Genomic DNA, 18,734 nt, shown 5'->3' on the forward strand with positions numbered 1-18,734 from the left:
GCTTTGCGCACTGCCCTCCGCTACCTCTCCATGGATCGACCGCTCGCGGCGCGCGGTTCCCGGTCACGGACCTGAACGGGATTCGGGTCGCGGCACCTGTCCGCACCACTGCGGGCAAGCGCCGAACATTGCAACACAGAGCCACCAACATGGCCAACCCGAATGATCACACAGGTCTGGACTTGTGATGCAGAGGATACGAATGTCACTGCCTGTTGACGTCTGTTCACATTTATGCATGTAAAGCTCGCATCTCGCCCATGACGCCCCCACGGTGCGCTACGCTCCCCGCTCGTTGAAAGATCAGCTTTCAGCCAGCTTCCCCCGCAAAATGGAGCGTTGCTCATGTCTGCTTCCCACCGCCGCGCAACCGTCAGTGGCGCGCTCGCCATCGCGGTAGCGCTCACGGCGGTCGCCTGTGGCGACTCCGATGACAAGAAATCGGCGAACGGGCTGGAGAAGTCCAACATCACCCTGGGCACCATGACCGTGGCCGACACCGCGCCGGTCCAGCTCGCGATCAGCAAGGGCTACTTCAAGGCCGAGGGCCTGAGCGTGAAGACGCAGGTCATCCCGGGTGGCGCCGCCGGCATCCCGCTCCTGAAGAGCGGCCGCCTCGACTTCAGCTTCGGCAACTACGTCTCGCTGCTCACCGCCGCGACCAAGGACCCCGGCTTCAAGCCGATGATCGTCGCCGAGGGCTTCCAGAGCGCGTCCAAGACCCACACGCTGATGGTGCGCAAGGACTCCCCGTACCACACGGTCAAGGACCTGGCCGGCAAGAAGATCGGCGTCAACACGAAGCGGAACATCAGCACGCTGCTGGTCCGCGCCGCCGCCCAGCCCGAGGGCGTGGAGTTCGACGAGGACAAGAACTTCGTCGAGGTCGCCCCGCCCGCCATGGAGCAGGCCCTGAAGTCCAAGAGCGTCGAGGCCGTCCAGGCCATCGAGCCGTTCGGCACCCAGATGCAGGAGTCCATGGGCGCCCGCATGGTCGCCGACCTGTCCAGCGGCCCCACCGCCGACTTCCCGATCGCGGGCTACGCCTCCACGGAGAAGTTCGCCAAGGAGAACCCGAAGACGGTCGCCGCCTTCCAGCGCGCGCTGACCAAGGCGCAGGGCGAGTGCGCCGACCGCAAGGTCGTCCAGGACATCCTGCCCACCTACGCCAAGGGCATCGACGCCAAGGTCGCGTCCACGATGAGCTACGGCACCTACCCGACCTCGCTGAACGCCACCCGCCTGCAGCGCGTCGCGGACTTCATGCAGCAGTTCGGCTACGTTGACAAGCGCATCGACGTCAAGCAGTACATCGCAACGCCGTCGTCTTCATGAACCTTCGCCGTATCGCTTTCGGTGCCGCCGGGGCTGCCGGGGTGGTCGCCGTCCTCGAGGTCATCAGCCGTACCGGCCTCGTGGACGCGGCCGCCCTGCCCCCGGCGTCGGTCGTTCTCCGGGCGGCCGCCGAACTCGCCGTCGACCAGGAGTTCCTCGTCGACGTCGGGGCCACGCTCAAGGCCTGGTTCGGCGGACTCGCACTGTCGGTCCTCGTGGCCGTCCCACTGGGCGTCCTGCTCGGCTCGGTGCCGTTCCTCGGCACCGCCGCGCGCGCCCTGGTCGAGCTGCTGCGCCCCATCCCCTCGGTCGCGCTGATCCCGCTCGCCATCATCCTGTTCGCCAGCCCCACGCAGATGAAGATGTCCTTGATCTTCTACGCCTGCCTGTGGCCGATCCTCATCAACACCCTGTACGCGCTCCGGGACGTCGACCCGGTCGCCAAGGAGAGCCTGCGCAGCTTCGGGTTCGGGACGCCGGCCGTGCTGTGGCGGGTGTCGCTGCCGAGCGCCGCGCCGTTCATCGCCACCGGCATCCGCATCGCCGCCTCCGTCGCCCTCATCGTCGTGATCAGCACCGAGCTGATCGCCGGCGGGTTCGACGGCGTGGGCATCTACCTCGCCGACACCCAGTCGGGCGGCGGCCAGACCGACCTCATGCTGGCGGGAGCCGTGTGGGCCGGGGCCCTCGGCCTGCTGGCCAACGTCGCGCTGCTCGGCGTCGAGCGGGTCGCGTTCCGCTGGCAGTCCGCCCGCGTGGAGGGGGTCGCATGAGCGCCGTGCACGAGGGGACGCCGGTCACCGCGGCACCCGGGCGGGGAGCCGGTGTGAAGGTCCTGAAGGGGGTGCGCGGCCTCGCCGAGCGGGTGTGGCTGGTCGCCGTCTTCCTGGTCCTGTGGGAGGTCATCACCCGCGCGGTGAACGAGACCTACTTCCCGCCGCCGACCACGATCGTCAAGACGCTGCACGAACTCTGGTTCTCCGGGCCCGCGTCCCACCTGTTCCTCACCGAGGACGCGGTGGACGACTTCTCCACCAGCCTGGCGCACCTGTTCATCGGCTGGGCCGCCGCCGGCGCGGTCGGCGTCGTGATCGGCGCGGCCATCGGCCGGTCGCGGACGATGAACGACCTGTTCGACCCGGTGCTGCAGTTCCTGCGCGCCGTGCCGCCGCCGACCCTGGTGCCGTTCTTCATCATGGTGTTCCAGCTCGGCGCGACCATGCAGATCGTCACGATCGCGTTCGGCGTGGTGTGGCCGGTCCTGCTCAACACCGCCGACGGCGTCCGCACCGCGGACCCGCTGCAGTTGGAGACGGCCCGCGTGTTCGGCATCGGCCCGATGCGCAGGCTGCTGACCATCGTGCTGCCCGCGGCGGCGCCGAAGATCTTCGCCGGGCTGCGGGTCGCGCTGTCGTTCGCGCTGATCCTGATGGTGATCTCCGAGCTGTTCGGCAGCACGGCGGGCATCGGCTCCGAGCTCATCGGCGCGCAGCGCACCTTCGAACTGCCGCGGATGTGGGCCGGGATCGTGATGCTGGGCATCCTCGGCTTCCTGTTCAACGCCGTGTTCATGCTGCTGGAACGGCGCCTGCTGGCGTGGCACGCGGGTGCGCAGAGGCTCGCGAGTTGACGATGACCGCCACGCAGACGAACCTCAAGACGAACACACGAGAAAAGGCGGCCGCGATGCTCCAGATAACCGGCCTCACCCACTCCTACGCCGACGGGCACCTGGCCCTCGACGGACTCGACCTCACCGTCCCGGACGGCGAGATGGTCAGCATCGTCGGCCCATCCGGCTGCGGCAAGTCCACGCTGCTGCGCTGCATCGCCGGGCTGATCCGCCCCACCGGCGGCACCCTCACCCTGAACGGCAAGCCGATCGACGGGGTGCCCGACGACCTCGCCGTGGTCTTCCAGGACTACAGCCGCTCGCTGTTCCCCTGGCTGACCGTCCGCGACAACGTGGCGCTGCCGCTGCGCCGGCGCGGGAAGTCCCGCGCGGAGCGGCGCGCCGCCGCGGAGGAGGCGCTGGAGTCGGTGGGCCTCCCGGACGCCGGGCGCAAGTACCCGTGGCAGCTGTCGGGCGGCATGCAGCAGCGCGTCTCGATCGCGCGGGCGCTGGCCTACCGCCCGTCGCTCATGCTGATGGACGAGCCGTTCGGGTCCGTGGACGCGCAGACCCGGGAGGACTTGGAGGACCTCGTCCTCCAGGTGCACCGCAAGGAGGGGATGACGATCCTCCTCGTCACGCACGACATCGACGAGAGCGTCTACGTCGGCGACCGGGTGGTGGTGCTGAACCGCTCCCCCGCCCGGGTGCACGCCGACCTGCCGGTCACCCTGCCGTCCACCCGCGACCAGATCGAGACGCGGGGGCTGCCGGAGTTCGTCCGGCTGCGCGCCGAGGTCGGCCGGCTCGTCCGCGGCGGCGCCAAGGTGCCGGGCGCGGCGCCCGCCGCGCCGCAGGCCGGTGCCGAGGCCGGTGCTGAGGCCGGCGCCGAGGCCGCGCTGGGGAGCAAGCCGGCGAAGTGACGCCGGCCGCCTGGAGCGGCGCACGACCGACACCGGGGCGGACCGGGCACGCTGGGTGCCGGGTCCGCCCCTACGAACGAAGGGGCGTTCACATGGGCGTACGCGACATGCGCGTACTCATCGTCGGAGCCGGCATCGGCGGGCTCACCACGGCGTTAAGCCTGCACGAGGCGGGGATCGAGGCGCTCGTCGTCGACTCCGCCGCGCGGCTGCGGCCGCTCGGCGTCGGCATCAACCTGCTCCCGCACGCGGTCCGCGAGCTGACCGAGCTCGGCCTCGGCGGCGACCTGGCCGACCTCGGCATCCCCACCGCCGAGATGGTGCACTTCGACCGGTACGGGGGCCGGATCTGGGGCGAGCCGCGCGGCCGCGCGCTCGGCTACCGCTGGCCGCAGTACTCGATCCACCGCGGCGAGCTGCAGATGGCGCTGCTGGACGCGGTGCTCGGCCGGCTCGGCAAGGAGTCCGTCCGCACCGGCACCGTCTTCGAGGGCTTCGAGCAGGACGGCGCGACGGTGCGGGCCCGGCTGCTCGACCGCGCGTCCGGGACCGCCGAGACCGTCGAGGCCGACGTGCTGGTCGGCGCCGACGGCCTGCACTCGTCCGTCCGCGCGCAGCTGCACCCCGGCGAGCCGGTGCCGCTGTGGAACGGCATCCGGATGTGGCGCGGCCTCACCGAGGGCGAGCCGTTCCTCACCGGGCGGACGCTGGCCGTGGCGGGCAGCAACACCGCGTCCAAGATCGTCGTCTACCCGATCTCGATGCGCGCCGAGCGGCGCGGGAAGGCCCTGCTCAACTGGGTCGCCGAGGTCAAGCTCCCGGCCGACCGGCTGACCGGCTCCGCCGACTGGAACCGCACCGGCCGGCTCGGCGACGTGCTCCCCTACTTCGCGGACTGGACGTTCGACTGGCTGGACGTCCCCGCGCTGCTCTCCGGCTCCGCGGAGATCCTGGAGTACCCGATGGTCGACCGTGACCCGCTCGACCGGTGGACGTCCGGCCGCGTCACCCTGCTCGGCGACGCCGCCCACCCGATGTACCCGATCGGGTCGAACGGCGGCTCCCAGGCCGTCCTGGACGCGCGGGTCCTCGCGCACCGGCTGGCCGCGGCGGACGACCCCGCCGACGGGCTGCTCGCCTACGAGGCGGAGCGCCGCGAACCGGTCAACGCGATCGTCCTGGCCTGCCGGGACATGCCCGCGGACCGCATCCTGCACACCGTGAGCGAACGCGCGCCGCAGGGGTTCGAGCGCATCGAGGACGTCCTGTCCCCCGACGAGCTGACCACCATCACCGGCGCCTACCGCAAGACGTCGTTCGACGACGTCGAGGCGCTCAATACGCGGCCCTCGTACACGACCGCGAGCTGACGGGACGGCGTCCGGGCCGGGGCCCGCCACGGGCGCGGTGAGGTCCGCCTCACCGCGCCCGTGATCTCTTCGTCACGTGACCGATCCATGATCCGGAGTTATCCTCCGGGCCTACGCGCGTTCACGGTCATCGTCCTCCGCCGTCCCGCCAGGCCGAGAGGAAGCCCCATGAGGCTCTCCGGACGTCGTCCACGTCTCCCCGCCGCCCTCCTCCCCACCGCCCTCGTCCTCGCCGCCTCGCTCGCCGCGGGCTGCGGCGGCTCCGGCTCGTCCGGCTCCGGGTCGGAGAAGACGACGCTGACGGTCGCCGCGCTCCCGCTCGTGGACGACGCCGGCCTCTACATCGCCCAGAAGCGCGGCCTGTTCGAGGCCGAGGGCGTCAAGGTGCGGATCAAGCCCGTCCAGCAGAGCATCCAGGCGCTGCCCGCGCTCGCCAAGGGCGACGTGGACGTGATCGCGGCTGCCAACTACGTGACGTTCCTGCAGGCGCAGGACAAGGGCACGCTCAAGCTGCGCGTCCTCGCCGGGGCCGCCACCGTCACGTCTCACATGATGGACGTCGTCGTCCTGCCGGACTCGCCGATCAGGACGGCGAAGGACCTGGAGGGCAAGCGCGTCGCCGTCAACATCCTCAACAACGTCCAGTCGCTGACGCTCGACGAGATCCTGAGGGCCGGCGGCGCCGACGCGTCCGAGATCGAGTACGTGGCGGTCCCGTTCCCGCAGATGGCGGCGACGCTGCAGAAGAAGCAGGTGGACGCCGTCCACATCGTGGAACCGTTCCTGACGGACGCAAAGAGGAAGCTCGGCGCCCGCGTGGTCGTGGACGGCGGCGGACCCCCGGTGACGGACCTGCCGATCAGCGGCTATGTCGGCACCGAGGAGTTCGCCGCGAAGAACCCGAAGGCGGCGGCGGCGTTCCAGCGCGCCATCGCCACGGCGCAGAGCCTCGCCGCCGGCGACCGCGCGCAGGTGGAGGCGGTCGTGCCGGGCTACGCGCGCATCGACGCGAAGACCGCCGCGGCGATCACGCTGCCGGGGTATCCGGCCTCGGCCGACGCGGCGGGCCTGCAGAAGGTCGCCGACATGATGCGGAGTGCCGGGCTGCTGCAACGGCCTCTCGACGTGAAGACCGTGCTGTTCCAGCCGTCGCCGTGATCTCGCGGCGGGGGCGGTGGGCGCGGGGCGCCGCCGGTGTGGCGGTGCTGTTCCTGGCGAGCGAGGCGCTCGGCCGGGCCGGGATCGTCGACCGGTCGTACCTGCCGCCCGCGTCCGCCGTCGCCGCCCGCGCGCTCGAACTGGCCGGCGACCGGGAGTTCCTGCTGAACGTGCGCGCGACGCTGCTGGCGTGGGCGCTCGGGCTGCTGATCGCGGTGCTGGCCGCGGTGCCGCTGGGGCTGCTGCTCGGCAGCGTCCCGGCGGTGAACACCGGCGCCCGGGCCGTCGTGGAGTTCCTGCGCCCGATCCCGTCGGTCGCGCTGATCCCGCTGGCCGGGCTGGTGCTCGGGTCCGGCCTGCGCATGGAGGTGCCGCTGATCGTCTACGCGTCCGCGTGGCCGATCCTGTTCAACACCATGTACGGGCTGGAGGAGGCCGACCCGGTCGCGAAGGACACGCTGCGCGCCTTCGGGTTCGGCCGGGCCCAGATCCTGCTGCGCGTGTCGCTGCGCGGCGCCGCCCCGTTCATCGCCACCGGGGTGCGGCTCGCCGCCGCGATCGCGCTGATCCTGGCGGTCGGCACCGAGATCCTGTCCGGGTTCGGGGAGGGGCTCGGCATCTTCATCGCGCAGGCCGGGAACGTGCCGGGCGGTACCCGCGACGTCCTCGCCGGGACGGTGTGGGCGGGCTGCCTCGGGCTGCTGATCGACACGGTGCTCGTCCGGGCGGAGAACCGCGCCTTCGCCTGGCACCGGGCGACCCGGAGCGGTGCCGGATGACCGCCGCGCCGTCCCCCGCCCGACGCGCCGCGGCCCCGCGGCTCGGCGGCCTGCCGGCCGCGCTGGCCCGCCGCTGGCTGCCGCTCGCGGTCCTGGCGGGCTGCTGGGAGGCGGCCGCGCGGGCGGCCGGCAGCGCGTTCTTCCCGCCCCCGTCGCAGATCGCCGGCAGGATGCGGGAGCTGTGGTTCTCCGGCCCCGCCGGTCACCTGTTCCTCACCGGCGAGGTGACCGGGGACGTCCTGCCGAGCCTCGGCCGGATGGCGCTCGGGCTGTCGCTGTCGGCGGCGGCCGGGATCGCCCTCGGGCTCGCGCTCGGCCGGTCCGAGCGGGCGCTGGCCTACCTGAACCCGATCCTGCAGTTCGCGCGGGTGATCCCGCCGCCGGCCCTCGTCCCGGTGTTCATCGTGCTGTTCGACCTCGGCACCCAGATGCAGGTGGCGTCGATCGTGTTCAGCGCCGTCTGGCCGGTGCTGCTCAACACCGCGGACGGGGCGCGCTCGGTCGACCCGACGCAGATGGACACGGCCGGGGCGTTCCGGCTGTCCGGCCCGGACCGGCTGCGGTTCGTCATCGTCCCGGCCGCGCTGCCCAAGATCTTCGCCGGGCTGCGGCTCGCGCTGTCGCTGTCGCTGATCCTGATGGTCTTCTCCGAACTGCTCCCCGGCACGTCCAACGGGCTGGGCTTCGAGCTGACCAACGCGCAGAGCCGGTCGGACCTGCCGACGCTGTGGTCGGTGATCGTCCTGCTCGGCGTCCTGGGCTACCTGCTCAACGCGCTGCTGCTCGCGGTGGAGCGCCGGGCCCTCCGCTGGCACCGGGCGGCTCACTTGGCGTCGGCGTAGCGGTCGACCACGGCGACCTCCATCGGGAACACGACCGGGGTGTCGCCGAACAGCAGGCGGCGCGCCTCGTCGGCGGCGGCGTGGACGGCGGCGGTGACGTCCTCGGCGAGTGCGGCGGGAGCGTGCACGATGACCTCGTCATGCTGGAAGAACACCAGTTGGGGCGTGCTCAGAGCTGTAAGGCGGCGGCGCAGGGAGCCGAGGAGGGCGAGGGCCCAGTCGGCGGCGGTCGCCTGGACGACGAAGTTGCGGGTGAAGCGGCCCCGGCTGCGCAGCGCCTGCGCCGCCGTCGGGGCGGCGGGCGCGTCGTCGTCGCCCGCCGCGGTCAGCTCGCGCCACCCGGCGGACGGCGGCGGGCAGGTGCGGCCGAGCCGGGACCGGACGAGGTGCCCCCGCTCCCCCGCCCGCGCGGCGGCCTCCACGTACTCGAACGCGTCGGGGAACCGGTTCTTCAGGACGGCGAGCAGCTGCACGGCCTCGCCCGTCCCGCCCCCGTACATGGCCGACAGCAGCGCGAGCTTGGCCTTGTCGCGGGCGCTGCGGCCGCCGTCGCCGTCGTCGTGGAAGGCGTCGGAGAGGGCGGCGTAGAGGTCGCCGTGGGCGGCGGCCTCGGTGAACGCGCGGTCGCCGGCGAGGGCGGCGAGGACGCGCGGTTCGAGCTGGGCGGCGTCCGCGACGACGAGCACCCAGCCGGGGTCGGCGACGACCGCCCGGCGCAGCACGCGCGGGATCTGCAGCGCCCCGCCGCCATGGGTCGCCCAGCGCCCCGACACCACGCCGCCGACCACGTACTCGGGGCGGAACCGCCCGCCGCGCACCCACGTGTCGAGCCACGCCCAGCCGTGCGCGGTGTGCAGCCGCGACAGCTCCTTGTACTCCAGCAGCAGCGGGACGGCCGGATGGTCGAGCCGCTTGAGGACGTGCGCCCGCGTGGACGGGATCGGCAGCCCGGCGGACGCGAACGCCTTGAGGATCTGCGCGGGCGAATCGGGATTGACGTGCACCCGGGCGCCGAAGGCGGCGCCGATGCGGTCGGCGAGGTCTTGCAGCCTGCGGGGGCGGAGGCCGCCGGTGGGGCGCGGGCCGAGCAGTTCGGTGAGCAGCGCGTCGTGCTCGTGCGCCGACCAGGGCAGCCCGTCGTGCCCCATCTCGGCGGCGACCAGCGCGCCCGCGGACTCGGCCGCGGCGAGCAGCGCGAAGCCGTCCAGCCCGGCGACGGCCCGCTGCTGGGCGGCGTGCACCGCGACGACCTGCGCGATGTCGTCGGCGGGCTCGGCGCGTCCGGTGCCGTCGTCGAACAGCGGTGCCTGGGCGGGCTCGTCCTCGGGCGGCGGGCGGTCGGGCGGCACCGGTTCGCCGCGCAGCCGCGCCCAGGCCGCGCGCACCGAGCGGGGCTCCCCGTACCGTCCGGCGTGGCCGAGCAGCAGGCTCTCCACGAGTTCGAGGTCGTGGCAGCGGGCCACCCGGACGCCCGCGCCGAGCAGCCGCGGGTAGAGCCGCGCGGTGGACGGCCACACCCAGCGCGGCGCGGCGGCGCGCTCCTGCTCGGCGATCGCGGCGACCAGGTCGGGGACGGGGCGCGCGGGGGCGGCGGGCGTGCCGTCCTCGGCGAGCGTCCGCAGCGCTCCCCCGCCGCCGGGCCCGGCGGCCACCGCGATCCTCACCCGTCCATTCTGGCGGTGCCCACCGACAGAACGCCCGGCACGCCGGAACCCCTCCGCGGCGGGTGATCCGCGAAGGGGTTCCGGTGTGATCTCTCAGCGGGGGCCAGGGCCGTAGCCCCGATGCGATCGGTGGATCAGGCGACCAGCGAGACCTGCTGGCCGGCCGGGGTGTCGCCGTAGCGGTCGACGACCTTGTTCAGCTGGATCTGGTAGTACAGCACGCCGAAGCCGAAGATGCCGAGCAGGAAGGCGATGCCGCCGCTGCAGCTCGGCTGGAGGCCGGCGGCGCGCTGGGCCTGGGCGATGCGGCCGCCGAGCTTGACGTACATGACCAGGGGCCAGATGCCGAGCGTGATGGCGCCGAACAGCATGGACAGCAGCGCGTTCGTGGCGGCGTTGTCGATGCGGCGGTCGTACTGGTGCAGCTCGTCGTGGACCTTGAAGAACCAGACGAGCCCGTAGATGCCGAAGGTGATGAGGGGGAGGCCGAGCCAGGCTCCGACCGGGTTGCGGCGCTTCATGTTGTGGCCCGCGCCGACGGCGGCGGGGGCGCCCTGCTGTGCAGGGGCGGGGGCGTAGCCGCCCTGGTAAGGCTGCTGGGCTTGGCCCTGACCCTGCTGGGGGTAACTCATCGAGTCTCGCTCTTCCTGTGGGACGCGGTCGTTTTCCGGCCGACCGTCCGTAACCGTTCACCCGTGGGGTTTGTGGCATGACTGTAACGGCATGCGGCCACGTCGAGCGCACAAAACGCCGATTGTGGACACTTTCCCGGCATGTTCGCCGGGTCGACGGGCTACCGCAGCGGAATCGTCACCTCGTCCTCGCACGGCGGCGCCGCCTCGTGGTCGCCGCAGCCGGTCGCGGCGTAGCAGCGGATCCGCAGCCGCTCCTCCGTCACGTCCAGGCGCAGGAAGCTCTTGAAGAACGGCGGCCTGTCCCAGTCGGCCAGCTCCGAGCGGAAGCGCTGCGGGAGCCGGTGCACCGGCAGCCGCAGGAACCGGGGGCGGCGGCGGCCGTCGCGCGGGACGCCGAGGACGGACGCGACGAAGCGCGCGCGGCGGGAGGGCCGGTCGTCCCGGGCCGCCCTGTAGCCGCGCCCCGGCCGGATGCCGAGCCGGTACCGGACGGCGGCGGTGGCCTCCTCCGGGGTCAGCTCGAACAGCTTCGGCAGCCGCAGCCAGCGCCCGTACAGCTTGCTGTAGCGGGACAGGGAGTCGCCGCGCAGCGGGTAGCAGCGGAACTGGTTCTCCTCCACCACGTGCGTCCGGGGGATCGTGTGGGTGGCGTGCATGAAGGCGCCGCCGCCGCCCGACACGATGTACTGGATCGTCCGGCCGTCGTCCGTCCGCACCGGGTAGCGCTGGTAGTTGTGGATGTCGCCGCCGATGGCGGCCACGTAGTGGTGGGCCGGGTCGCGGACGATCTCGTCGACCGTGCCGCCGCCCTCGATCGGCCCCGGCCGGTGCTCGTCGTCCACGTACAGGGGTTTTCCGGTCACCAGCAGCTTGGGTTTGGGGCCACCGGACACCGCGCGCAGCCACCGGCCCTGGTCGCGGTCGAGTCCGCCGGTGATCCCGGTGTCGATGCCGATGATGCGCAGCGACGGCGTGTCGATCGCCCAGTACGGCCCCGGCTGGACGGCCTGCTGCCCGGGCGCGCCGCGGAACGTGCGGCGGGCCTCGGCGAGGACCTCCGGCTCGATCGTGCCGGAGTGGCGCCACAGCAGCCGCGGCAGGAACGCGAACGGGCCCCGCCAGGGCGGCGGCGAGCAGTCGGCGTCCAGGCCGCAGAACACGTGCAGGAAGCCGCGCAGCCCGTCGTACCAGTCGTGGTTGCCGGGGACGGCGTAGATGGGCGCCGGGTAGTCCTTGTAGGGGCGGAAGAACTTCTCCGGGTACTGGCTCCCGTCCCCCGTCGGGTAGATCACGTCGCTGGCGACGATCATGAAGTCGGTGCCGGCGGCGGCGTGCAGCAGCGGCGGCACCACCGCGTACTGCGACCGGTCGCCCTCACCGGTGTCGCCGAGCAGCGCGAACGAGAACTCCGGCGCCGAGCGGTGCACGGTGAACGCGGCCGGGGTGCCGCGCTCGCGCAGCGCGGCGACGCAGCGCCGCCGGATCGCGTCGGACGGGTCGCCGAACAGCCGCGCGATCACGTCGTTGCGGGACCGCCACAGCACCGACGGGCGCCGCCACGAGAAGTCGGGGACGCGCGGGGGCAGCAGCTCGTTGAACGTGCCGGGTCTTCCGCAGCTCCAGCCCGCGCCCTCCTCGGACGTCCGCGAGTTGTCGGGCGCGGGTGGAACCTCGGACACGGAACGCCTCCGGCTGCGGTGAGGGAATCCTCACAGACTGTCCGGAGGCGATCTCCGCGTCAAGCCGGGCGCGGGCCCCGCTCGCGGGCCCGCGCAGACGTGCGCGTGGTGGACGCCGGCGCCACCCCCAAGGACGCCGGCGCCACCACGTCCGGGGCGGCCGCGGGCATCATGAGTCCCCCCAGAACGGCGAGCGTGCAGTCGCCTCTCATGATGCCTCCGCAGACGGCCCCAAGGTCCCGAAAGCGGGACGTAACTGACGCTATACGGAGGGCCGTAATGGTGGCGTAAACCGCCCCAAACGGCGGGCCAAAACCTCAGGGGGCGAGCACCCGCAGCGCGCCCGGCATGATCTTCGCCGTGACCGGCAGGACGCCGGGCAGCTCGCCGTCCGCCCCGTAGGGGAGCGTCCGGCCGGGCGGCCCGGCCAGCTCGATCCGCACCTCCCGGCCGCGCAGGACCTCCACCTCGGGGCGCCGGACGTGCGACCCGTCCGCCAGCTCGCGCATCACGGCGAAGAACAGCGTCCGCGGCGCCTTGCGGACGATGACGACGTCGAGCAGGCCGTCGTCCACGCGCGCGTCCGGGGCGATGTGCTTGCCGAACCCGTAGTAGCCGGAGTTCGCCGCGACGACGGTGTAGCCCTCGCGCCGGTGCGGCTCGCCGTCCACGGTGATCACGTAGTCGGCGTGCCGCCAGGAGAGGACCGCCCGCAGCGCGCCCACGTAGTAGGCGGCGGAGCCGCGCAGCAGCCGCGTCTTGTTGGCGTTGTCGTTGGCGATCGCGTCGATGCCGGCGTAGACGCTGCCGAGGACGGGCGTCCCGTTGGCCTCGATGGCGTCCACCGCGCGCGGCTCCCCTTCGAGCAGCAGCGGCGCGAGCTCCGCCGGGTCGGACGGGACGCCGAGCTGCCGCGCGAAGTCGTTGCCGCGCCCGGCGGGGACGATGCCGAAGACGGCGTCGGTCCCCGCGAGGACGCCGCCGACGCAGCCGACCATGCCGTCGCCGCCGACGCCGAGCACGACGCGCCCGGCCCCGGCCGCGGCGCGGGCCACCCCGGCGGCGTGCTCCATGCTGCGGCTGTACTCGACGTCGAGCTCGGCGCCCGCCTCGCGCAGCAGCCGCCCGAGCGGCATCAGGCAGGACGCGGAACCGCCCGCCGCCGGGTTGACGATCGCGGTGAACGCGCGCATGCGGCTACTCCTCCGGGGCCGGCGGGACGAGGACGCCCGGGTTGAGGATCCCGGCCGGATCGACCCGGTCCTTGATGGCACGCAGCACGGCGGCGCCCAGCGGCCCGATCTCCCTGGCATACCAGTCGCGGTGGTCGGTGCCGACGCCGTGGTGGTGGCTGATGGTCCCGCCGGCCCCGATGATCGCGTCGTTGGCGGCGCGCTTCGCGTGCGCCCAGTGCTCGACCGGGTCCTCGCCCTGCGCCGACACCACGGTGAAGTACAGGGACGCGCCGGTCTCGTAGACGTGCGAGATGTGGCACATGACCAGCGGCGGCCTCCCCGCTCCGGAGAGCGTCCCGATCAGCGCGTGCCGCACGGCCTCGTACAGCTTCGGGACGTCCGACCAGAACGCGGCGGTCTCCAGCGTCTCGACGAACGCGCCGACGTCCAGCAGGGAGTCGCGCAGGTAGGGGGCGTTGAAGCGGCCGTGCTCCCACTTCTCGCCCGGCGCGGTGCCGAGCGGCTCGCCCCCGGCGGCGCCGAGCACGTCCGCCGCCCTGGCCCGGCGGGCGGCCACGTCGTCCGGCGCGCCCTCGAACCCCACCACGGCCAGGCACCCCGCCGACGAGGTCTTCGCACCGTCCTCCAGCCCCCGCCCACCGTCCTCCAGCCCCCGCCCACCACCATCCAGAGGACGAGCCCCGCCCGACGACTCGCCATCCAGAGGACGAGCCCCGCTCGACGTTCCGATGGCCGAGGGGTCGGCGAGCCCGACCATGGTCTCGGTCTCGTCCGAGAGGCGCAGCACCGTGGGGAGCGGGCCGTCCTGGGCGAGCCTGCGGAGCGCGGCGGCGCCCTCGCCGAACGAGGCGAACCGCCAGCCCTCGTACTCCCGCGCCTGCGGGACGGGCCGGATCCGCACGGTGACCGACGTGATCACGCCGAACGCGCCCTCCGAGCCGAGGACGAGCTGCCGCAGATCGGGCCCCGCGGCGGACTTCGGCGCGCGGCCGACCTCCAGCGCCCCCGTCGGCGTCGCCACGGTCAGGCCGACGACCATGTCGTCGAACCGCCCGTACCCGGCGGACGCCTGCCCGCTGGACCGCGCGGCGGCGAACCCGCCGATCGACGCCCACTCGAACGACTGCGGGAAGTGCCCGAGGGTGAAGCCGCGCTCGGCCAGCAGCGCCTCCGCCGCCGGGGCGCGCAGGCCCGGCTGCAGGACGGCGGTCCGGGAGACCTCGTCGACCGAGACGAGGCGGTCCATGCGCCGCAGGTCGAGGGCGACGAAGCCGTCCACGCCCTCCGGGGCGAGGCCGCCGACCACCGACGTTCCGCCGCCGAACGGCACCACCGCGATCCGCTTGGCGGCGCACACCTCCAGCACCGCGAGGACCTCGCCGTGCGAGCCGGGGAGCACCACCGCGTCCGGCGCGTCGGAGGTCTCGCCGGCGCGGGCGCGCAGCAGGTCGGGCGTCGACTTGCCCCGCATGTGCCGGATCCGCGTCTCCGCGTCGGCGCGGACGTTGCCGTCCCCGACGATCGCGGCGAGCGCGGTCAGGTCCTCGCCCGCGAGCCGGGGCGCGTCGACCTTCACCGCCGCCAGCCCGACCGGCGGCGCCGCGGCGGGCCGCACCCCGAGCAGATCGCGCAGCAGCCCGGCCGTCGGGCCGGGCAGCGGCTCGGCCCGGGCCGGGTCCCCCCAGCCGCTCCACAGCATGTCCCGCGTCTCCACGCCGCCTCCCTCTCCGCCCGTCCCATCGCTTGGGCTTACACTGTGACACATGACGTCGAATCGTCACAACAGGACGGCGGCGCGGACCGCCGACGACACCGTGCTCGACGCCGCGCGCGACTGCGTGCTGGCCGTCGGGGTGCGCCGGACCACGCTGACCGACATCGCCCGCCGCGCGGGCGTCTCCCGGATGACGCTGTACCGCCGCTGGCCGGACGTCCGCACGATCGTCGCGGACCTGATGACCCGCGAGTGGACCGGCATCGGCGCGGCGCTGCAGCCGCCCGACGACGGCCGCCCCGTCCGGCCCCGGATGGTGGACGGCCTGGTCGCCGGCGTCCGCACGTTCCGCGACCACCCCCTGCTCCGCAAGATCATCGAGGTGGACCCGGAGCTGCTGCTCCCCTACGTCCTGGACCGCTGCGGCGCCAGCCAGCTGGCGTTCCTGGCGTGGTTCGAGGAGGCCCTCGCGGCCGGGCACGCCGACGGGACGATCCGCCCCGGCCATCCCGCCCGGCAGGCGCGGGCGCTGCTGCTGGTCGTCCAGTCCTACGCGCTGTCGGCGCCGACGATGATCGACGACGCCGACCCCGGCCTCGATTCCGACGCCTTCGACGCCGAGCTGCGCCACGTCCTCGACCGGATGCTCGCGCCCTGAGCCCGCCCGACCCATCGCCTCCGCCGGACGGCGGCGGCGCGTACGGAGGAACCCTGATGACCGGACCGGACCCGCGGACGTCGCTGAACGCGGCGCGCCGCGAACGCGAGCTCGCCGCCCTGCCCGACGAGGTGGTGGACGTGCTGGTCGTCGGCCTCGGCGCGACCGGGGCCGGCGCCGCGCTGGAGGCCGCGTCGCGGGGGCTGTCGGTCGCCGCGGTCGACGCGCACGACCTGGCGTTCGGCACCTCCCGGTGGAGCTCCAAGCTGATCCACGGCGGGCTGCGCTACCTGGCGTCCGGGCAGGTGGACGTGGCGCACGAGAGCGCGGTCGAGCGCGGCGTGCTGATGCGCCGCACGGCCCCGCACCTGGTGCGCGCGCTCCCGTTCGTGCTGCCGCTGACCCCGCTGGTGTCGCGGGCGCAGGCGGCCGTCTCGCGCAGCGGGATGCGCGCCGGCGACCTGCTGCGGCTCGCCGCGCGCACCCCGCGCTCGGTGCTGCCCGGCCCGCGCCGGCTGTCGGCGGTCGAGACGCTGCGGCTCGCGCCCGCGCTGCGCCCGCTCGGGCTGCGCGGCGGGCTGCTGTCCTGGGACGGGCAGCTCTGCGACGACGCGCGCCTGGTCACCGCGCTCGCCCGGACGGCCGCCGGGCACGGCGCCCGGATCCTCACCCGGTGCCGGGCGGTGGAGCTGACCGGCGACGGCGCCCTCGTCCGGGACGAACTGACCGGGCGGGAGTTCACCGTCCGGGCGCGGGCGGTGCTGAACGCGGCCGGCGTCTGGGCGGGCGGCCTGGTGGACGGGGTGCGGCTGCGCCCGTCGCGGGGCACCCACCTGGTGCTGCGGGCGGAGACGCTGCGCGGGCTGTCCGCCGGCCTGCACGTGCCGATCCCGGGCGGCGGCGCCCGGTTCATGCTGGTCCTCCCCCAGGGCGACGGCCGCGTCTACGTGGGCCTCACCGACGAGCCGGCGGACGGGCCGATCCCGGACGTGCCCGAGCCGACCGAGGGCGAGATCGGGTTCCTGCTCGACGTGCTCGGCTCCGCCGTCGACGTCCCGGTGCGCCGCGCGGACGTGGTCGGCGCGTACGCCGGGCTGCGCCCCCTGCTGGACGTGGGCAACGGCCGCGACACGGCCGACATCTCCCGCCGCCACGCGGTGCTGACCTCGCGCGACGGCGTCGTCACGATCGTCGGCGGCAAGCTCACCACCTACCGGCGGATGGCGCAGGACGCCGTGGACGCGGCCGTGCGCGCCCGCGGCCTCACCGCCGGGCCGAGCCGCACCGCCCGCCTCCCGCTCGTCGGGGCGGCTCCACGGGCCCGGCTGGACGCGCTGGACGCGCCGGCCCGCCTCGTCCACCGGTACGGGACCGAGGCGCCGCTGCTGACCGCGCTGGGCCGGGACGACCCGGCCCTGCTGGAGCCGGTGCTCCCGAACCTGCCGGTGACCGGGGCGGAGCTGGCCTGGGCCGTGCGGCACGAGGGCGCCCTCGACGCGGGCGACCTCCTGGACCGCCGCACCCGGATCGGCCTCGTCGCCGCCGACCGGAAGGCCGCGCTGCCCGCCGCCGAGGCGCTGCTGCCCGACGCCGCCCTGCACTGAGCCCGAGCGGCCGGACCCCGGTCACTGAGACCTCTGTCACCCCTGCCGTCTCCCCCCACCTGGCTTGACGACGACCCGTTAGGTTACCCTTACCTAATCGATTGAAGATCGACCGGGGGGATCATTTGACGCGCGGCAAGGGCTGCGGGCACTGCCCTGGCAGCCACACGGGCGAGCGGCCGTGCCTGGCGAGCGCGACCACGAAGGCGCGCGCCTGGCTGCTCGTCGAGCACCCCGGCCCCTGGCCGGAGGACGTCACCGACTTGCCCAGCCCCGATCCGGTGGGCGACGCGGTGCGCGCCGCGAAGAGGGCCGGCGTCCGGCCGCAGCTGATCCGGCGGCCCGGGCGCCGCCGCGCCACCCCGCCGATCCAGGTCTACGCCGCGTTCTCGAGCGGCGGCGAGGTCTGGATGGAGGGGCGCGAGCTGGCCGACCCGGCGGAGCTGGCGTCGCTCGACCTGGCCGCGCTCGCCAAGGGCCGCTCGCCGGGGCTCGGCGGGCCGGTGGCCGAGCCGCTGCTGCTGGCCTGCACGCACGGCCGGCACAACGCCTGCTGCGCGCGTACGGGGGCCCCGCTGGCCCGCGCGCTCGCCACGCGTTTCGATCGCCTCGTCTGGGAGACCACCCATGTAGGCGGCGACCGATTTGCGGCGAATTTGGTGTGTCTTCCCCACGGGCTCTACTACGGCGACCTCGGCGAGACCGAGGCCGTGCGGGCCGTGGACGCCTATCTGCGGGGCGAGGTCGTCCTCGACCGGTTCCGCGGCCGGGCCGGGACGCCCGAGCCGGCGCAGGCGGCCGAGCATTTCGTCCGGGCGCACACCGGATTCCTCGGGGTGGACGAGGTGACCGTCGAATCGCTCACCGGGACATCGCGGTACGAAGCGGTCGTTGTCGCGCGGCAGAGCCGTTACCGGGTGGCCCTGGAGGCCGTCCAGCAGGCCGATCCGTGCGGGCCGGACTGCGGGGAGAACCTGCGAACCCATGTTGTTAGGGAACTCACCCTTCTCAACGAGGCGGCCCTCGTGTAATCTCCTTGAGGCCCCATTCGAGGGCCTCCGTGTCGCACGTCCCCAGGTTTCCGGAGTAACCGGACGGGGAACAGAGCGGCAACTCCAGACGTTGGAACATTCGGCGCTTCTGACTCATGTCACCCGAAGCACGTCGAGCGTCCATGTCCCGATTTTGTTCGAAACCAATCAAGGTGGGTGTTCCATGGCTCAGGTACGTCGGCAGGCAAACCTCCCTCGTCCCAGCTGGGGCTGGCAGGACGCCGCGGCGTGCCGGGGGGAAGACCTCGTCCTCTTCTTCGGTCCCGACGGCGAGCGCCAGCCCGAGCGCGAGATCCGCGAGCGCAAGGCCAAGCAGATCTGCATGGGCTGCCCGGTCCGCACGGAGTGCCTGGACTACGCGGTGTCCAGGCCCGAGAAGTACGGCACGTGGGGCGGTCTGAACGAGGACGAGCGCGCGTCCGAGCGCCGTCGCCGGATGCGTCGCGCCAACGCCGCCTGACCGAGCGCGAAGGCCGCCGAAACGCTCCCATCGCAATCCCCGGCACGCCACCT

The 18,734-nt window shown here is 73.7% G+C and carries 17 protein-coding genes; 12 read left to right on the forward strand and 5 right to left on the reverse strand.

Annotated elements, in window-relative coordinates:
- The first annotated feature begins 345 nt into the window (after nucleotides 1–345).
- From ABFX46_RS36705 to ABFX46_RS36740, 8 genes are all read left to right on the forward strand, one after another.
- Nucleotides 346–1,335: an ABC transporter substrate-binding protein gene (locus tag ABFX46_RS36705; RefSeq protein ID WP_346048589.1), complete on the forward strand. Its 990-nt coding sequence runs from the start codon at nucleotides 346–348 to the stop codon at nucleotides 1,333–1,335.
- On the forward strand, nucleotides 1,332–2,108 hold the full coding sequence (locus tag ABFX46_RS36710; protein ID WP_346048590.1) for an ABC transporter permease: 777 nt from the start codon (nucleotides 1,332–1,334) through the stop codon (nucleotides 2,106–2,108). The genes ABFX46_RS36705 and ABFX46_RS36710 overlap by 4 nt, the downstream gene beginning before the upstream one ends.
- Entirely contained in the window at nucleotides 2,105–2,965 is an 861-nt protein-coding gene (locus ABFX46_RS36715) for an ABC transporter permease (protein WP_346048591.1), read from the forward strand. The genes ABFX46_RS36710 and ABFX46_RS36715 overlap by 4 nt, the downstream gene beginning before the upstream one ends.
- Nucleotides 2,966–2,967: 2 nt before the next feature.
- A complete protein-coding gene (locus tag ABFX46_RS36720; RefSeq protein ID WP_346048592.1) occupies nucleotides 2,968–3,870 on the forward strand; it encodes an ABC transporter ATP-binding protein in 903 nt (300 codons plus the stop codon).
- Nucleotides 3,871–3,962: 92 nt separating this feature from the next.
- Nucleotides 3,963–5,240: a flavin-dependent oxidoreductase gene (locus ABFX46_RS36725; RefSeq protein ID WP_346048593.1), complete on the forward strand. Its 1,278-nt coding sequence runs from the start codon at nucleotides 3,963–3,965 to the stop codon at nucleotides 5,238–5,240.
- Nucleotides 5,241–5,408: 168 nt separating this feature from the next.
- Nucleotides 5,409–6,398 carry an ABC transporter substrate-binding protein gene (locus ABFX46_RS36730; RefSeq protein ID WP_346048595.1) on the forward strand — a complete coding sequence of 330 codons (990 nt, stop codon included), beginning with the start codon at nucleotides 5,409–5,411 and terminating at the stop codon, nucleotides 6,396–6,398.
- Entirely contained in the window at nucleotides 6,395–7,177 is a 783-nt protein-coding gene (locus ABFX46_RS36735) for an ABC transporter permease (protein ID WP_346048596.1), read from the forward strand. Before ABFX46_RS36730 ends, ABFX46_RS36735 begins: the two co-directional genes overlap by 4 nt.
- Nucleotides 7,174–8,019 (forward strand): ABC transporter permease, encoded by an 846-nt coding sequence (locus tag ABFX46_RS36740; protein WP_346048597.1) that lies wholly within the window; start codon nucleotides 7,174–7,176, stop codon nucleotides 8,017–8,019. The genes ABFX46_RS36735 and ABFX46_RS36740 overlap by 4 nt, the downstream gene beginning before the upstream one ends.
- Here the strand turns inward: ABFX46_RS36740 and ABFX46_RS36745 are convergent.
- The 5 genes from ABFX46_RS36745 to ABFX46_RS36765 form a co-directional block, all read right to left on the reverse strand.
- On the reverse strand, nucleotides 8,001–9,683 hold the full coding sequence (locus ABFX46_RS36745) for a bifunctional 3'-5' exonuclease/DNA polymerase (RefSeq protein WP_346048599.1): 1,683 nt from the start codon (nucleotides 9,681–9,683) through the stop codon (nucleotides 8,001–8,003). The genes ABFX46_RS36740 and ABFX46_RS36745 overlap by 19 nt on opposite strands.
- 134 nt (nucleotides 9,684–9,817) lie before the next feature.
- Nucleotides 9,818–10,315 (reverse strand): DUF4234 domain-containing protein, encoded by a 498-nt coding sequence (locus tag ABFX46_RS36750; protein WP_346048600.1) that lies wholly within the window; start codon nucleotides 10,313–10,315, stop codon nucleotides 9,818–9,820.
- A 161-nt stretch (nucleotides 10,316–10,476) separates the two neighbouring features.
- The gene (locus ABFX46_RS36755) at nucleotides 10,477–11,997 is read right to left on the reverse strand and encodes a metallophosphoesterase family protein (RefSeq protein ID WP_346048601.1); all 1,521 of its coding nucleotides are present in this window, start codon (nucleotides 11,995–11,997) and stop codon (nucleotides 10,477–10,479) included.
- A 317-nt stretch (nucleotides 11,998–12,314) separates the two neighbouring features.
- On the reverse strand, nucleotides 12,315–13,190 hold the full coding sequence (locus ABFX46_RS36760; protein ID WP_346048602.1) for a diacylglycerol/lipid kinase family protein: 876 nt from the start codon (nucleotides 13,188–13,190) through the stop codon (nucleotides 12,315–12,317).
- A 4-nt stretch (nucleotides 13,191–13,194) separates the two neighbouring features.
- Nucleotides 13,195–14,892, reverse strand: a complete 1,698-nt coding sequence (locus tag ABFX46_RS36765) for an FAD-binding oxidoreductase (protein WP_346048685.1) — start codon at nucleotides 14,890–14,892, stop codon at nucleotides 13,195–13,197.
- 64 nt (nucleotides 14,893–14,956) lie between these two features.
- Here ABFX46_RS36765 and ABFX46_RS36770 point away from each other — a divergent pair, with 64 nt between their 5' ends.
- The 4 genes from ABFX46_RS36770 to ABFX46_RS36785 all read left to right on the forward strand — a co-directional run bounded on the left by ABFX46_RS36770 (nucleotide 14,957) and on the right by ABFX46_RS36785 (nucleotide 18,681).
- Entirely contained in the window at nucleotides 14,957–15,565 is a 609-nt protein-coding gene (locus ABFX46_RS36770; protein ID WP_346048603.1) for a TetR/AcrR family transcriptional regulator, read from the forward strand.
- A 56-nt stretch (nucleotides 15,566–15,621) separates the two neighbouring features.
- Entirely contained in the window at nucleotides 15,622–17,169 is a 1,548-nt protein-coding gene (locus tag ABFX46_RS36775; protein ID WP_346048604.1) for a glycerol-3-phosphate dehydrogenase/oxidase, read from the forward strand.
- A 125-nt stretch (nucleotides 17,170–17,294) separates the two neighbouring features.
- Nucleotides 17,295–18,200 carry a ferredoxin family protein gene (locus tag ABFX46_RS36780; RefSeq protein ID WP_346048605.1) on the forward strand — a complete coding sequence of 302 codons (906 nt, stop codon included), beginning with the start codon at nucleotides 17,295–17,297 and terminating at the stop codon, nucleotides 18,198–18,200.
- Nucleotides 18,201–18,384: 184 nt separating this feature from the next.
- Nucleotides 18,385–18,681: a WhiB family transcriptional regulator gene (locus tag ABFX46_RS36785; protein ID WP_021600082.1), complete on the forward strand. Its 297-nt coding sequence runs from the start codon at nucleotides 18,385–18,387 to the stop codon at nucleotides 18,679–18,681.
- The last annotated feature ends 53 nt before the right edge of the window (nucleotides 18,682–18,734 follow it).

Source organism: Actinomadura chokoriensis (assembly GCF_039529475.1).
Lineage (GTDB): Bacteria > Actinomycetota > Actinomycetes > Streptosporangiales > Streptosporangiaceae > Spirillospora > Spirillospora bangladeshensis.

Bases quoted from the DNA above. Each gene is read 5' to 3' on its own strand.
- ABFX46_RS36705 (WP_346048589.1), top strand. From the start codon at position 346: ATGTCTGCTTCCCACCGCCGCGCAACCGTCAGTGGCGCGCTCGCCATC.
- ABFX46_RS36710 (WP_346048590.1), top strand. From the start codon at position 1,332: ATGAACCTTCGCCGTATCGCTTTCGGTGCCGCCGGGGCTGCCGGGGTG.
- ABFX46_RS36730 (WP_346048595.1), top strand. From the start codon at position 5,409: ATGAGGCTCTCCGGACGTCGTCCACGTCTCCCCGCCGCCCTCCTCCCC.
- ABFX46_RS36785 (WP_021600082.1), top strand. From the start codon at position 18,385: ATGGCTCAGGTACGTCGGCAGGCAAACCTCCCTCGTCCCAGCTGGGGC.
- ABFX46_RS36715 (WP_346048591.1), top strand. From the start codon at position 2,105: ATGAGCGCCGTGCACGAGGGGACGCCGGTCACCGCGGCACCCGGGCGG.
- ABFX46_RS36770 (WP_346048603.1), top strand. From the start codon at position 14,957: ATGACGTCGAATCGTCACAACAGGACGGCGGCGCGGACCGCCGACGAC.
- ABFX46_RS36760 (WP_346048602.1), bottom strand. From the start codon at position 13,190: ATGCGCGCGTTCACCGCGATCGTCAACCCGGCGGCGGGCGGTTCCGCG.
- ABFX46_RS36775 (WP_346048604.1), top strand. From the start codon at position 15,622: ATGACCGGACCGGACCCGCGGACGTCGCTGAACGCGGCGCGCCGCGAA.
- ABFX46_RS36720 (WP_346048592.1), top strand. From the start codon at position 2,968: ATGACCGCCACGCAGACGAACCTCAAGACGAACACACGAGAAAAGGCG.
- ABFX46_RS36765 (WP_346048685.1), bottom strand. From the start codon at position 14,892: ATGCTGTGGAGCGGCTGGGGGGACCCGGCCCGGGCCGAGCCGCTGCCC.
- ABFX46_RS36740 (WP_346048597.1), top strand. From the start codon at position 7,174: ATGACCGCCGCGCCGTCCCCCGCCCGACGCGCCGCGGCCCCGCGGCTC.
- ABFX46_RS36750 (WP_346048600.1), bottom strand. From the start codon at position 10,315: ATGAGTTACCCCCAGCAGGGTCAGGGCCAAGCCCAGCAGCCTTACCAG.
- ABFX46_RS36725 (WP_346048593.1), top strand. From the start codon at position 3,963: ATGGGCGTACGCGACATGCGCGTACTCATCGTCGGAGCCGGCATCGGC.